Annotated in this window: 16 protein-coding genes; 3 read left to right on the forward strand and 13 right to left on the reverse strand. The window is 65.6% G+C overall.

Features of this window, described 5'->3' with window-relative positions:
* The 9 genes from ACSQ3P_RS28480 to ACSQ3P_RS28520 form a co-directional block, all read right to left on the reverse strand.
* Positions 1 to 203 (reverse strand): hypothetical protein (locus ACSQ3P_RS28480; protein ID WP_436168815.1); only part of this gene is annotated, 203 nt, incomplete at its 3' end.
* Between the two features lie 240 nt (positions 204 to 443).
* Positions 444 to 1,532 carry a TAXI family TRAP transporter solute-binding subunit gene (locus ACSQ3P_RS28485; RefSeq protein ID WP_436168816.1) on the reverse strand — a complete coding sequence of 363 codons (1,089 nt, stop codon included), beginning with the start codon at positions 1,530 to 1,532 and terminating at the stop codon, positions 444 to 446.
* Between the two features lie 620 nt (positions 1,533 to 2,152).
* Complete coding sequence (locus ACSQ3P_RS28490) at positions 2,153 to 3,166, reverse strand: ABC transporter substrate-binding protein (protein ID WP_436168817.1); 1,014 nt, start codon at positions 3,164 to 3,166, stop codon at positions 2,153 to 2,155.
* Positions 3,167 to 3,277: 111 nt separating this feature from the next.
* Complete coding sequence (locus tag ACSQ3P_RS28495) at positions 3,278 to 4,234, reverse strand: Bug family tripartite tricarboxylate transporter substrate binding protein (RefSeq protein ID WP_436168818.1); 957 nt, start codon at positions 4,232 to 4,234, stop codon at positions 3,278 to 3,280.
* A gap of 31 nt (positions 4,235 to 4,265) precedes the next feature.
* A complete protein-coding gene (locus tag ACSQ3P_RS28500) occupies positions 4,266 to 4,616 on the reverse strand; it encodes a cupin domain-containing protein (RefSeq protein ID WP_069693706.1) in 351 nt (116 codons plus the stop codon).
* 5 nt (positions 4,617 to 4,621) lie between these two features.
* Positions 4,622 to 5,638 (reverse strand): quinone oxidoreductase family protein, encoded by a 1,017-nt coding sequence (locus ACSQ3P_RS28505; RefSeq protein WP_436168819.1) that lies wholly within the window; start codon positions 5,636 to 5,638, stop codon positions 4,622 to 4,624.
* A 25-nt stretch (positions 5,639 to 5,663) separates the two neighbouring features.
* The gene (locus tag ACSQ3P_RS28510; RefSeq protein ID WP_436168973.1) at positions 5,664 to 6,572 is read right to left on the reverse strand and encodes a 3-keto-5-aminohexanoate cleavage protein; all 909 of its coding nucleotides are present in this window, start codon (positions 6,570 to 6,572) and stop codon (positions 5,664 to 5,666) included.
* A 19-nt stretch (positions 6,573 to 6,591) separates the two neighbouring features.
* Positions 6,592 to 7,338 (reverse strand): SDR family NAD(P)-dependent oxidoreductase, encoded by a 747-nt coding sequence (locus tag ACSQ3P_RS28515; RefSeq protein WP_436168820.1) that lies wholly within the window; start codon positions 7,336 to 7,338, stop codon positions 6,592 to 6,594.
* 10 nt (positions 7,339 to 7,348) lie between these two features.
* Positions 7,349 to 8,239: a dioxygenase gene (locus ACSQ3P_RS28520; protein ID WP_436168821.1), complete on the reverse strand. Its 891-nt coding sequence runs from the start codon at positions 8,237 to 8,239 to the stop codon at positions 7,349 to 7,351.
* A gap of 171 nt (positions 8,240 to 8,410) precedes the next feature.
* Between ACSQ3P_RS28520 and ACSQ3P_RS28525 the strand changes: the two genes are divergently transcribed.
* Positions 8,411 to 9,424 (forward strand): LacI family DNA-binding transcriptional regulator, encoded by a 1,014-nt coding sequence (locus ACSQ3P_RS28525; protein ID WP_436168822.1) that lies wholly within the window; start codon positions 8,411 to 8,413, stop codon positions 9,422 to 9,424.
* A 41-nt stretch (positions 9,425 to 9,465) separates the two neighbouring features.
* On the opposite strand, the gene ACSQ3P_RS28530 is transcribed toward ACSQ3P_RS28525, so the two are convergent.
* Together ACSQ3P_RS28530 and ACSQ3P_RS28535 are read right to left on the reverse strand one after the other, a co-directional pair.
* Positions 9,466 to 10,395, reverse strand: a complete 930-nt coding sequence (locus ACSQ3P_RS28530; protein ID WP_436168823.1) for a site-specific tyrosine recombinase XerD — start codon at positions 10,393 to 10,395, stop codon at positions 9,466 to 9,468.
* Positions 10,392 to 10,538 (reverse strand): histidine kinase, encoded by a 147-nt coding sequence (locus tag ACSQ3P_RS28535; RefSeq protein WP_069688612.1) that lies wholly within the window; start codon positions 10,536 to 10,538, stop codon positions 10,392 to 10,394. Before ACSQ3P_RS28535 ends, ACSQ3P_RS28530 begins: the two co-directional genes overlap by 4 nt.
* A 274-nt stretch (positions 10,539 to 10,812) precedes the next feature.
* Here ACSQ3P_RS28535 and ACSQ3P_RS28540 point away from each other — a divergent pair, with 274 nt between their 5' ends.
* The gene (locus ACSQ3P_RS28540) at positions 10,813 to 11,349 is read left to right on the forward strand and encodes a shikimate kinase (protein WP_436168974.1); all 537 of its coding nucleotides are present in this window, start codon (positions 10,813 to 10,815) and stop codon (positions 11,347 to 11,349) included.
* Positions 11,346 to 12,500, forward strand: coding sequence for a 3-dehydroquinate synthase (aroB, locus tag ACSQ3P_RS28545; protein ID WP_436168824.1), 1,155 nt, complete (start codon positions 11,346 to 11,348; stop codon positions 12,498 to 12,500). The genes ACSQ3P_RS28540 and aroB overlap by 4 nt, the downstream gene beginning before the upstream one ends.
* A 9-nt stretch (positions 12,501 to 12,509) precedes the next feature.
* On the opposite strand, the gene ACSQ3P_RS28550 is transcribed toward aroB, so the two are convergent.
* Positions 12,510 to 12,839 (reverse strand): DUF1330 domain-containing protein, encoded by a 330-nt coding sequence (locus tag ACSQ3P_RS28550; protein ID WP_436168825.1) that lies wholly within the window; start codon positions 12,837 to 12,839, stop codon positions 12,510 to 12,512.
* A gap of 100 nt (positions 12,840 to 12,939) precedes the next feature.
* Complete coding sequence (locus ACSQ3P_RS28555) at positions 12,940 to 14,067, reverse strand: calcium:proton antiporter (RefSeq protein ID WP_436168975.1); 1,128 nt, start codon at positions 14,065 to 14,067, stop codon at positions 12,940 to 12,942.
* Positions 14,068 to 14,273: the final 206 nt, after the last annotated feature.

Here is a 14,273-nt window from a genome sequence, read left to right on the forward strand (position 1 = left end):
CGCCGGTTAGCCGGCTCCTCGGGCGGCGGATTGTTTGCAGCCGCCGACAGGATCGCAATCGTGTCCTGCTCGGCAGCAGCCGCGCTCTTGTAACGCGGCGCCGTGGTCACGAGCGGCCGCTCGGCATCGGCTGGATAGTAGATCTCGATCGCATAGCGCCCCGTCAGGCGGTCCTCGACCGGCTCGATACGGATCAGCGGCATTGTTTCCTCCCGAAGCTCGGCCGAAGGCCGGCTTTTTTCATGGCGGGGAGTAGACCGCGCGGCGAAGGCCCGGTCCAAGACAAAAAGGCTCTGCCTGCCAAGCCGTTCGGGACTCGGGGACGCTTGTTCCGGAGCCGGATCGGCCGCGAACGGCTCGCCCGGATCCCGACGTCCTGATCTCGCGCTCGTGACCAGCATCCCTCCAGCGACAGCCGAAAGGGATGCCAAGTCACGCAAGCGTCAGGGCATTAGCCCTTTTTCTTTGTAGTATCGCTCCGCGCCGGGGTGGAGTGGCACGCCGATATTCTTCCACATGAGCTTCGGATCGGCATTGAGATTGCCCAATTCTCCCGATTCCTCAGGCTTGATGGACGGGTCTTGTCGGTTAAAAGCAGCGGCGTTCTCGGCCGCTCCCTTGACGATCTTGTAGGCGAGATCGTCAGACATGGCGGCGTCCCCGACGATGACCCAATCCGAATAATCGATGGTCACGACATCATCGATCACGCCGGGATAGGAGCCTTTCGCAATGATCTTGTCGTATTTCCGAAAGCCGAACTTGGCCATTGCATCGATAACGTCCTGCCTGATCGAAAGAACCCGCATGGGCTTCTGTTCATTGAGGCGCTTCCACAGTGGGTTGGCGATTACAGTGGCCTCGTGAAAGATCGAATCCGCCTTTCCGGCCAGCATGCCCCGCAGCGCCGGGCCGGCCCATGCGTAGGGCTCGATCTTGGCCCCCCATGACCGCATCTCGGCAAGCGAGACACCGTAGGCCTTCATCACCTCCTCGAAGAGGAAGCCGGTGGTATCATCATCGTCTTGATGTCCGGTGGCGATCTTGAGCGGAATTTTGCGTTTGATCAGTTCTTCGACAGAATTCACACCCCATTCCGCCGGTACGGCGAATGTGATCGGGTCGCGTTGGCCAATTCTGAAGAGTCCGCGAACATTTGGATTAGCTTGCTTGAACACTCCGACGCCGTGGTAGCTCATATAGGGAGTGGCCGATGGCGTCGTGATGGCGACCTGCGCTATTCCCCGCTGAAGATTCTTGAGTTCTATGCCGTAGCCGCTGCCGGTGAAGAGGACTTCACCGGAAAACTCGGCATCGGGAAACTGATCGTTGACGGTATTCAGCATCCAGGCGGCAATTCTCGGAAAGTTTGCTCGCCCGGCTGAGATGACAAGATGTGTTTTCGCCTGCCACTGCGACCACCGATCTGCGTGTGAATCCGACTGGGCGTACGCATCGAACGCGCTCACGCTTGATAAGACAGCGGCAGAAATCACAAAAAGACCGGCGAAGCGTAATCTTTCCACGATCATAACTGACCTTCCTTGAGCGAGCATGGCTAGGAGCATGGACGCCCCTCGCCGCAGGCGTGCCGCTGTCTCGTTCAAATCGGAACCGAACCCAGACCCGTCCGCAGAAGGCCGATGCCGCCGCGGCGTGTGGAGCGCTGAGGGGCTGGAAGACTAAGCCCGTCTATGGCTGCTATTTATGGGCCGTTGCTTCGCAAGCTTCATTCCGCGGCGTACGAGCTCTTAGGCGCGCCCGATCGCGCCGGGCCGCTGAGCGGTCCCAACGCCTTCGTTTCTGCAAGGTAACGCCGTGCCGACCTGCACTATATCTTTCAGCCATTGCGGGGGCAGCGCGCCATATCGCCCTTCCGAAGGCGCACAGGTCACATCGCGATGCGGGTCGGCTGTTTTGAGACTGCTTTTGACATTCGGTCGCTCCCTTAGCGCGGCTCGATTTTGAAACGACCGCTTGTCCGCAAAAGTATGATCGCCAGCAATCAAGATCCAAGATTATCTCGCTTTGCCTCTCAAGCATTTGCCCGTAGACCTGACTGACATTTTGCTTTCACGACAATTTCGAGACACGATCCGATACCGAACGCGACGAGACTATCGGCACGTCCACGGTGAAACGGTGAGCCGCACTAGCGTCGAGCGAGGGCTTCGCCGAGCAGGGCTGAATCGAGGTAACGTGACGGATCGCTGAGGGTTCTCCCGGCGGCCGCGTAGGCCGAGCGGAGGCGCAGGACCGTGCGCAGCCCCTCGATGTCGATCGCCGCGTCGCGCTTGATGCCGCGCTCGGGATGGGTGAGCCGGGCATGGATTCTCTGCGCCAGCTCAGGCGACGTGCCTTGTACGCGCTCGCGCAGAATGGCGATCGCCTCGTCCTTGCTTGCCGGGTCGACGAGCCAGGTCACCGAGGCGTGAAAGGCGCGCAAGAAGGCCTTGGCCGTGCCGCGGTTTTCGGCGAGCCAGGCGCGGCGCGCCATGCCGCAAATGCCCTGATAGGGGCCGATCAGCGCGTGCATCTCGGCCAGCCGCACCGAGCCGGCGCTCTCTGCGATCAGGTCGAGCGGCGAATTGAGCAGGGTGGCGGTCTGTTTCTGTTCGCGCAGTGCCGCCAGCCGCTGGGCTCCGCCGCCGACGGCGACGAACCTGACCTCGTCGGCTCCGATGCCCGATTTCATCAAGGCGTCGCGCAGCACGAAGGCGAACCCCGTCGTCAGCGCGTCGACCGACAGCTCCTTGCCCTTGAGGTCGTTGACGGATTTTGTACCCGGCACCGCCATCAGCGAGAGCATGCCGTCATCGACGCCCATGAAGGCCACGAAATCCGCGGGCCCCGGCAACTGCGCCTCGCCCTGGTCCTCGACATAGGCGACGACGTTGTCGATCGCGGTCAGGGCGACGTCGAACTTGCCGCTGAAGACGTCCGCGGCCATCTGGCGCGAGTTCGGCGTGATCTCGAGTGACGCCTGGAGCCTCTCTGCCGCGAAGAAGCCCTTCTGCTGGCCGATCCAGATCGGCCAGTTCGATGCGCCGGCGAAGGCGACGAGGCTGATCGGTCTTGCGTCCTGCGCCCGCGCGCCGGCGCAGCCGAGCATGGCGGCTCCAGCGGCGAGAGCGGCACGGCGTGTGAAGCCCCATTCCGTTGTCATTGGCGTTCTCCCTGGCTTTCGTTGACCCTGCTGTCCGTGGGCACGATCGTCCCGCCAGGCTTACGTCCACGCGTCTCCCTGCTCGCCGGCACCTTGCAGGCCGCGAGCGGCTCAGCCGCCGGCGGTCGCGACGAGCTTGCCATAGCGCTCGGCATCGCCGCGCAGTTCCGTATCGAAGGCGTCGGGCGTCGAGGTCGTGATCTCGACGCCTAGCGCCGCGAAGCGCCCGACGGTTGCGGGATCGGCCATGACCTCGGTGACGTCCCTGCCGATCTGGCCGATGATTGGGCGCGACAAGGCCGCGGGTGCGAGCAGTCCGAACCAGCTATCGTAGACGAAGCTCGGCAGCCCTGCCTCCGCGAAGGTCGGCACATCCGGGAGTTGCGGGAGGCGCGAGCCCCCTGTGACGGCCAGCGCGCGCAGCTGGCCGGACTGGATCAGGTCGCCGCCGACAGTGAAGAAGGTGAAGGCCATGGAGGTATCGCCGCGCATTACGCTGATCTGCGATTCCGGCTGGCCGCGATGCGGCACCAGCACCATCTGTGTGTTGGTCAGTTGCTTGAACAGTTCGGCGGCGATTCCCGTCGTACTTCCGAGGCCGGCCGAGCCGTAGCTCAGATCGCCGGGCTTTGCCCTGGCGGTCGCGATGAACTCGGCCAATGTCCTGAAGGGTGCATTGGGTGGCACGATCAGGAGCAAGGGCGTGGTCGCGACCCGGCCGATCCCGGCGAAATCCTTGACCGGGTCGAAGCCGACATTCTTGTTGACGACGCCGATGACGCTGTGACCGTTCGAAGTCAGCAGGAGTTGCGAACCATCGGCCGGGCCGCGCGAGACGCTGCTGGTCCCGGCGATACCCGGCCTGTTCTCGACGATCACCTGTTGCTTCCATTTCGGCGAAAGCCTCTCGGCGACCGCGCGCGCGAGAATGTCGGTCATGCTGCCCGCTGAAAATGGCACCACGAGCCGCACCAGTTGATGGGGATAGCTCTGGGCGAAGGCGCTGCGGGCGCCAAGCGCCGTACCGGCAGCAAGGCCGGCTCGGATGATGAACTGACGGCGATCCATCGACGTTCCTCCATGTGGACAAGCCGGGCCTTCAGCCTCTGGCGGTGTTGGGCAGCGGCATGGCGAGCAGAACCGTGGCCGGACGTTTGGCCTCGTTGCGCAAGGCGCGCGTTTCGTTGGGGGCGATGCGACAGGAATCCCAGACCCCGAGCATGACGACACCGTCCGGCGTCTCGAAGGTCACTTCGCCCTCGAGCACGAGGTAGAATTTCTCCTCCGGAGAGGCCGAAGGGGCGATACCACCGCCCGGCAGGATTTGGCTCATTCCCAGCCACATCACGTCGGCCGGCCCGGCCTCGCGGCCCTGCAGCCGGAACATCCGCATGTCGCTGTGGCCAGGCGCCTCGTAGCGCGGGGCATCGTTCAGTCGCACGACGTGCATGGCGATCATCCGTTCGGCAGGAGGACGAGGCGGTCGCGCGAGGAACCAAGTACCGCGATATAGGCGTCACGAGCGCGCTCAAGCGGATAGGTCGCGCCGGGAGGGATCGGGAACGGTCGCAGCGCGCCGGTGGCGAAGCCCGGAACAAGGTCGCGTAGGATGTCGGCCGTGGCGACCGAGGACAGGGAGAGGGTGTCGACGCCGACATAAGTGTGCCGGCCGCGATAGAAGGCGAAGATGTCGAACGGGACCGTCTGCTTCAGGGCGGCGATGAAAATCTGCCGGCCGAGGATCGCGAGCGCTTTCGTGCCGCCCTCGTAGTAGGGCTCGCCGACTGTGTTGTAGACGATGTCGGCGCCCTTGCCGCCGGTGAGTTCGCGGACCGTCGCGGCGACGTCCTCCCGACTTGAATTGATCACCGTGACGGCGCCCTGGGCATGGCCGGCATAGGGTTCATCCTTGCGGACCACGCCCATGACGCGAGCGCCCTGCCAGGAGGCGATCTGCGCCGCCGCCTGACCGACCTTCCCGTTCAATCCAAGAATCAGGACCGTCTCGCCGGGTTTTGGCATTCCGCAACGGCGAAAGCCCTCCTGCGCGGTGACGAAGGGAACACCGATGCCGGCCGCCTCGGCTAGGGTGATGCCGGCCGGCTTCTCGATCAACGCTTCCACCTCGACCACGAGATGGGACGCGTGAGTGCCGTCGCGCCGGATGCCGAGGTCACCGGAGGAACCGAACACCTCCTTGCCGATCAGAGCGGCGGGCCCGTCAACGACGATGCCCGCGAAATCACGCCCCGGTGTGCGCGGGAAGATGGCATAGGGCATCATCCCGATCGCGGCCTTGGCGTCGGACGGGTTCACAGCCGCCGCCCTGATCTCGACGATCGCGTCGCCGGCGTGCGCTGGAGCCAGCGCGCGCCGCTCGATCACAGGCGCAACCTCCTCGATCCCATCGGCCTTGGCCAGCAGCCGGACCGTCGTCGCCATGATCGAGGTCATCTTCGCCGGTGCGTTCATTCCCAATCTCTCGTTTGCCTGCGGGTCATGCGGGCGTCCGTCCCGGCTCGGACCCGGCCAATGGAAGGTCGAAGAGCGCCCGCGCCTGTGCCGGCGTCGCGATCTGGGCGCCGAGTTGTTCGATGATCAATCGCGCCTTTTCGACCATTGCGGCGTTGGAAGGCGCGAGCGTGCCGCGGTCGATGTAGACAGCGTCCTCGAGCCCGGTACGGGCATGACCACCGGCCAGCACCGACTGGGCGACCATCGGAAAGGTCGAGCGGCCGATCCCGATCGCGGTGAAATGGGCGCCGGCCGGCAGCAGGCCGCGCGCGTAGAGCACGGTCTCGGGCGAGGGCTGGAAGCCGTATTTCACGCCCATCACGAAGGAGGTGAGCGCCGGCCCCGTCAGGGTGCCGTCGGCCAGCAGATCATGCAGCAGGGCGATGTCGCCGGAGTCGAACAGTTCGATCTCGGGTTTCACGCCGGCCTCGCGGATGACCTTGGCCATGCGCCGGACATTGCCGGGCGTGTTGATGACGACCTGCCCGCCCGAATTCATCGTGTTGAGGTCGAGCGTGCAGATGTCGGGCCTCAGCGCCGCGATATGGGCGACGCGCTGCTCAGGATTCATCAGCGTCGTGCCGGGGGCCGCGATCTTGGGATCGTCCGGTGAGGGCACGAAGCGCCCGCCCGGACCGGTGGTGATGTTCAAGATCAGCGCGCGGTTGCGCGCTCGGATGCGTGCGACGACGTCCTGATAGTACTCCAGTTTCATCGACGGCGCGCCGGAGCCGGGTTCGCGGACGTGGATGTGGGCGACCGCTGCCCCTGCCTCCGCCGCCCCCAGGCAAGCGTCGGCGATCTCCTCGGGCGTGACCGGCAGATGCGGGGTCTGGTCCGGACGCGTCAGGTTGCCGGTAACCGCGCAGGTGATGACGACCTTGTCGAGCATGGCGCGCATCGTCATCGCCTCACAACGCCCTGCCGCCGTCGACGATCAGGATCGAACCGGTCGAATAGGTCAGATGCGTCGCGCAGGCCGCGATGGCGCGCGCGACGTCTTCGGCGGTCGCAACGCGCCTCAGCGGTATTGTCGAGGCAACCTTCTCCAGGGCCGCGGCATCGCGACCCGGCACGAAATCGGTCGCGACGACGCCCGGCGAAACCGACATCATCCGGATCGCAGGGGCCAGCGCTCGCGCCAGCGACTTCGTCATCGTGTCGATGCCGGCCTTGATCGCGGCATAGGCGAGGTTGGAGCCGACGCCATTCAGCCCCGCGATCGAGGAGACGTTGACCACGAGCCCGTCGCCGGATGCCTTGAGCAGCGGCGCGAAGGCGCGGATCGCGGCGAACTGGCCGCGCCAGTTCACCCTGAACATGTCGTCGATGAAGTCGTCGGTCAGCGCGTCGAGATCGGCAATCGGAATCGGCTTCGTGTAGCCGGCGCTGTTGACGAGGATGTCGCAGCGCCCGAGCGTGCCCCCGACATCAGCCGCGAGCGCGACCAGTGTCGCGCTGTCCTCGACGGCAGAGTGTCGCGCCATGTGGCCGGAGCCCGGGAGGCCGGCGATGACGGTCCTCGCCGCGGCCTCGTCGGAGCGCCAGGTCACGACCAGCGTCGCGCCCTCGGCCGCGAGCGCCCTGGCCGCCGCCGCGCCGATGCCGCCCGATCCGCCGATGACCACCGCGACTTTGCCGGAGAGAATTTGCGTCATCGGTCCTGACTCACTTGATCGGAGGCTGCGGCAGCACGGCTTCGCCCGGCTCCATCACGAAGGTGTAGGCGAGGCTGAACCACTCGCCCGCGACATCGGCAGCCGGCGCCGGCCCCTCTCCCTTGCGGAAATCGCCGATCAGCGCCCGCGTCACGCCGAAGACGACGTCGCTTTCGAGATGCTCGTCGTCGTCGACGAAGACCTGAGTTATCAGCGTCTTGAAGCCGGGCTTGAAGGCCAGCACATGCAGATGCGCCGGGCGATAGGGATGGCGCTTCTGCGCGGCCAGCATCTCGCCGGTCGGCCCATGGGTCGGTACGGGATAGCCGGCAGGCTTGACGGAGCGGAAGGCGAAGCACCCCTCCGCGTCGGTCTCGAAGACGCCGCGCAGGTTCATATCGGCCTGGGTCTCGTCCTGGTTCTCGTACATGCCGGCGGGCGAGGCCTGCCAGACATCAACCTGCACACCCGCGAGCGGCAGGCCATGCGCATCGCTGATCCGGCAATCGACGAAGAGCGGTGGACCCGGCGTCGGCGAACGAATGATAGAGCCGCTATTCTCTGTCAGCGGCGCATTCGCCCGCCAGAACGGGCCGAGTAAGGCCGCGGCCGTTTCGGTCGCGCCGTTCTGGCCGTTGTTCAGCAGGCAGACCAGCGTCGACAGGCCGAGCGCGTCCGAAAACAGAACGCCCTCGTTGTGGCTGTCGTTCGTGGCCTGGCCGATGCGGTTGAGCATGTCGATCGCATATTCGAATTCGGCCTCGGTCAGCCGAACCTCACGTGCGAAGGCGTGCAGATGGCGGATGAAGGCGGCCATGACAGTGCGCAGACGTGCATCTTCGGCTCCGTCCATGGCGACGAGCACCGCCTCGGTCACATCCTCCTGACGCGCAATGATCATCGAGCCTCTACTCCACCGTAACGACCGCCGGCTCCGGCTTCCTCGTGAAGGGGCTGGCCATCCCATCGCGCTGACTATGCATGCGCAACCGATTGCACAATCGATTGCGCATGCATAGTCAGCGCGATTGCCGCCGTCAAGCGCACCGGCTACAAGCGGGATATGGCGGGGTTGGCGACAATCAAGGACGTGGCGCGCGAGGTCGGTGTTCACCCCTCGACGGTGTCGCGCGCGCTCGATCCGTCTCAGCGCGACCGGCTCGGCCCATCGATCGTGCAGCGTGTCCTCGAGGCGGCGGAGCGGCTCGGATACCGGCCCGATACGGCGGCGGCCAGCCTGCGTAGCGGGCGCTCCCATCTCGTCGGCATCATCGTTCCCGACATCGCCAACCCGGTATTCTCGCCGATCATCAGCGGGCTTGAGCGGGTGCTGGCCGCGCGTGGCTACGCCCTGATCGTCGTCGACCAGCCGCCGGACGGGCCCATCCAGCCCGATATCCTGCAGATGCTGGTCGCCCGCCGCGTCGACGGACTCGTCCTCGCCAATGTTTCGCTCAAGGACGATGCCGTCGAGCGGTGCCTGCGCTGGCAGGTGCCAGTGGTGCTGGTCAACCGCGCCGAGACCGCCGCGCGCGTCCCCTCTGTTGTCTCCGACGATATTGCCGGCATGCGGCTCGCCGTCGAGCATCTGGTTGGGCTCGGCCACCGCGCCATCGTCCATGTCGCGGGCCCGCAATCGCTCTCGACCGGCTCGCTGCGCCGTCGCGGCTTCATCGAGGCGATGGCAGCCGCCGGTCTCCCGGTTGGCAGCGACGCCATCGTGGAAGCAACGGCCTTCACCCGTGAAGCCGGACTGCCGGCCGCCCGCGAGCTCCTGAAACGGCGCCCGGACACGACGGCCGTCGTTGCAGCCAACGACCTGCTGGCGCTAGGCGTCTACGAGATGCTGCGCGAACAGGGCCGGCGCTGTCCGGATGACGTCTCGGTAATCGGTCACAACGACATGCCCCTCGTCGACATGGTGAGCCCTTCACTCTCGACGATCCGCATCAGCCATCGCGAGATGGGCGAGCGCACCGGCCAGCTATTGCTCGACATCATCACCGGCGCCCGAGACGCGATCACGCAGATCGTGACCCAGCCCGAGCTGGTCGTGCGTGGCTCGAGCGCACCGCCAAGCCGCTGACGCTTCAACTCGGCCAGGCTCAAACTTCGTGAGATTTGACACTAGCTCTCGTCGGCGAGCGGGTGCAGGTCGCGGACCATGCTTTTCAGCCGCTCGTCGAGGACATGGGTGTAGATCTGGGTGGTGGCGATATCGGCATGGCCGAGCAGTTCCTGCACGACGCGCAGATCAGCGCCGTTCTGCAGGAGGTGGCTGGCGAAGGCGTGGCGCAGCACATGCGGGCTCAAGGCGGCGGGTGAAAGTCCTGCCGCCGCAGTCAGCGATTTGAGGTCGCGGGCGAAGGCCTGACGGGTCAGGTGCCCGCTTTCGCCATCGGAGGGAAAGAGCCAGCGGCTGTCGGCCCCGCCCGCCTGGCGCAGTGCCTCGAGATAGGCGAGCCCCGCCTCGCGCGCGGCCTCGTTCAAGGGCACCAGCCGGTCCTTGTCGCCCTTGCCGCGCACCACCAGGAAGCGTTCGCGCGTGGTCGCAGCCGAGAGCGGCAATGCGATCAGTTCCGAGACGCGCAGGCCCGTGGCGTAGAGCAATTCGATCAGGCAGCGCATGCGCAGCGCCTTCAGCCGGGCGGGCTTCGACAAGCCGTCGCGCTCGCTCGCCAGGCGCGCGGTTTCGATCAGCCGGTCGACATCGGCGACGGAGACCACTTTGGGTAGGGGACGGCCCTGCCTTGGGCCCTCAATGGCGGCCGAAGGGTCGTTGGGCAGGAGCCCCTCGGTGTAGAGAAAGCGATGGAACTGGCGCACCGCCGAGAGCTTGCGCGCAGCCGAGGACGCCTTGAGGCCGCGCGCGGCGATGTCGCCGAGCCAGCCGCGGATATCGTCCGCCGCAAGATCGCCGAGCGCCTTGCCGCCGAGCCATTCCAAGTAGTCGTCGATGTCGCGCTCATAGGCTTCCAGCGTATTGCGGGCCGCGCCGCGCTCGGCCGCCAGCATGTCGAGGAAGGCCTTCAGCCTTGCGCGCGCCTCGCGGCTCATCGCGGTTGCAGCTTGGCTGGCGGCACGATCTCGATGATCTCGCGCGGTTCGGGCTGGACGAAGGTCACCAGCGCGACCATGCCGCCGAAGACCAGCCCGCCGAGAATGGCGAGAAAGGCGACAAATCTGAACAGCGTCGGCACGGTGTGGCGACCCCCAGAAGTTCTGGCCCGGAATCGGGACTGATCGGTTATTCCCGAAGCGGCCGGGAAGGCGCAAGGGCCGGCGCGAGACTGCGGGGAAGGCAAGGCTTCGTGAGGGCATGACGGCGCGTGATCGCTCATGCTAAACGGGCGTTGAGGAAATGCCATAATGATGATTGTCGAGACGCTCGACCAACGAGATAGCAGGGGTCTACGTGTGGATCGCGAAGATTTGCGTGCGGCATTGGGCCAGCGCGCGATCGTGCTCGTCGGCATGATGGGCTCGGGCAAGAGCGCGGTCGGCCGCAAGCTGGCGACCCGGCTTGGTTTGCCCTTCGTCGATGCCGATACCGAGATCGAAACGGCGGCGGGCATGAGCATCCCCGAAATCTTCGCCCAGCGCGGCGAAACCGAGTTCCGCGACGGCGAGCGGCGGGTGATCGGCCGCATCCTGACCACGCGCGCGCCACTGGTGCTGGCGACGGGTGGTGGCGCCTATATGAATGCCGAGACGCGCGAGCGCATCGGCCTGCTCGGCATCTCTGTCTGGCTCAAGGCCGAGCCCGAGGTGCTGATGCGGCGCGTCCGCAAGCGCTCGAACCGGCCGCTGCTGCAGACCGCCGATCCCGATGCGACGCTGCGCCGGATGCTGACCGAGCGCGAGCCGGTCTATGCGATGGCCGACCTCACCTTGATCTCGCGCGACGATCCCCTTGACGTCGTGGTCGAGGATGTCGTCGCGGCGCTCGGTCAGCATCTGCGGCAGCCGCCATCTGGGTCGCAAGAATCTTGTGGGTCGCAAGAGTCATGACTATTCCAGCTCAAGAAAATCCGGGCGGGCGGATCATCGTCCCGGTCGCGCTCGAAGGCCGCTCCTACGATATCCATATCGGCCGCCACCAGCTTTGCGAGGCGGCGGCCCTGATCGCGCGGCTTGCGCCAGGCGCGAAGGCTGCGCTAGTGACCGACGCGCATGTCGCGGCATTGCATGCCCCGGCCTTCGAGGCCTGCCTGCACCAGGAGGGGATCGCGGCGACCCGCATCGTGATTCCGCCGGGCGAAGCCTCGAAATCCTATGCCAGGCTGATCGAGCTCTGCGACGCGCTGCTGGCGGCCAAGATCGAGCGCCAGGATCTCGTCATCGCGCTTGGCGGCGGCGTCGTCGGCGATCTCACCGGCTTTGCGGCTGCGGTGCTGCGGCGCGGCGTGCGCTTCATCCAGATTCCGACGAGCCTGCTGGCCCAGGTCGATTCCTCCGTCGGCGGCAAGACCGGGATCAACTCTACCCATGGCAAGAACCTGATCGGCGCCTTCCACCAGCCCGCGCTGGTCATCGCCGACACCGCATTGCTCGACACGCTGAGCGAGCGCGAGTTCAAGGCCGGCTATGCCGAGGTGGTGAAATACGGGCTGATCGACGACGCCGGCTTCTTCGACTGGTGCGAGATCAATTGGAGCCGGATCATCACCGGCGGGCCCGAGCGCGACCACGCGGTCGCGGTCGCCTGTCGGGCCAAGGCCGCGATCGTCGCGCGTGACGAGCGCGAGGAGGGGGACCGGGCGCTGCTCAATCTCGGCCATACCTTCGCGCATGCGCTGGAGCGGCTGACGAATTACGATTCGACGCGTCTCGTCCATGGCGAGGCGGTCGCGATCGGGCTAGCGCTCGCCTTCCGCTTCTCGCAGCGCCTGGGGCTGTGCTCGGGCCAGGACGCGGTCCGCGTCGCGCGCCATCTCGACCAGGTCGGGCTCCCGAGCCGGCTCCAGCAGGTGCCGGGCGGAGCAGGCCACGCCGACGAGATCGTGGCGGCGATGGCGCAGGACAAGAAGGTCAAGCGCGGCGCCATGACCTTCATCCTGGCGCATGGCATCGGCAAAAGCTTCATCGCGCCGGGCGTTGCGGCCGCGGAGGTCAAGGCGTTCATCGAGACCGAGCTCTCGGTGAACGGCAAGGCGGCCTGAGCGGTCGGTTCAGCTGAGCTTGGCCAGCACCTGCGTCGCCTTGTAGCCCTCGGGCACACCATCGACCAACATGGTGACGCTTGTCGAATTCCTCGTCCGCAACGGCAGGATTTCCCGGTAGGCGGGCGAAGCGTACCAGCCGCGCGCTGCCTCCATGTCGGGAAAAGCGATCATGACGAGATCGCCCGGCCAAGGCCCTTCGACGATCTCCGGCGTGGCGCCGTGAATGAGGAAATGTCCGCTGAAAGGCGCAAGCGTCGCGTCGATCCTCTGGATATAGTCGACGATGTCGGCTCCCAGTTCGACATTGCGCAGATGGCAGATGGCGTAGGCTGTCATGGTCGTCTCCCTGTCCGGGCCGGAACGGCCGGTCTCTACCGGCGACGTTGCCGTGTCGCGGGCACAGGGTCGATTACCTCTCAGGTCATCGCGGAGCTGCTTACGGGCTGAACACCAGCACTAAAAACACGAAGAACACCGCGAGATGCACCGCGCCCTCCAGCATCGTCGTGCGCGTACCGGTGAAGGTCAGCGTCGAGAGCAGCAGCGTCATCGCCAGGATGACCATATTGGTTCCTGACAAGCCGAGCACGACCTCCTGTCCCGTCAACAGGCCGATCGCGAGCACGGCCGGCACGGTCAGGCCGAGCGTCGAGGCCGCCGCGCCGAGGCACAGATTGATCGCGCGCTGGAGCTGGTTGGCACTGATCGCCCGCAGCGCCGCGATGCATTCCGGCGTGAACACCACCATGGCGATCAGGATACCGCCGAGCGCGACGGGAGCACCGAGTTTGATGATGCCGAAATCCAGCACCGCCGCGAGGCTCTTCGCCAGGATGACGATCGGCAGGATGTTGGCGAGCAGCAGGACGACATGCGTCGCGGTCGCGCCGCCTGGATCGTCATGGCCGTGGTCGTTCTCGCTGGGCTCGTCATCGCCGGGTATGGCGGTACGAGGCAGCGGCGCCTGCTCGCGCGTCGGCTCCTGGAAAAAGGAGCGGTGGCGCCCGGTCTGGAGCACGAGGAAGGCGCCGTAGAGCGCGATGGTGAACAGCGAGAAAGAGACCGATTGCAGCGTCGTCAGCGTGCCGTTGCTGGTCGATGTCGTGAAATTCGGCAGCACAAGCGGGATCACGGTCAGGGGAATGATCACCGCGAGATAAGAAGATGCGCCTTTCAGATTGTAGCTCTGCGCGAAATGGCGTCGGCCGCCCACCAGCAGGCCGATGCCGACCACACCGTTGAGCACGATCATCAGCACCGCGAACATGGTGTCGCGCCCCAGCGTCGGCGCGCCCTTGGCTCCAAGCATCACAGCCGAGATCAGCGCCACCTCGATGATCACGATCGAGAGCGTCAGGATCAGCGTCCCGAAAGGCTCGCCGAGCCGACCGGCCAGGATCTCCGCCTCGTGAACCACACCGAACGCCGCCCAGATGATGATCCCCAGCAGCCACAGGAAGATCGCTGCAGACGCCAGCGGCGCGCCGAGCTGGCCGAGCAGGCCGCCTCCGAAGAGCAGGAAAGCGGCAACGGTTGCCCAGGCACAGGCGAGGCGGAGGATCATGGTGTTCAAGAGGCCGTCCCGAAATGATTGGTTTGAAAAGGGCGTGCGAAAACTGGCCGCTAGAGCCGGATGATTTCAGACGGAGTCACAAAGTGTCTCCGTCTGAAATCATCCGGCTCTCATCAAGGAGTTAGAGCAGGATCAATGCGAAAAACCGGTTCCCACTTTTTCGCATCCTGCTCTAGGGCAACCTGCCTCAGCTTACC

This window comes from Allobosea sp. LjRoot9 (assembly GCF_964252745.1).
Taxonomy (GTDB): Bacteria; Pseudomonadota; Alphaproteobacteria; order Rhizobiales; family Beijerinckiaceae; genus Allobosea.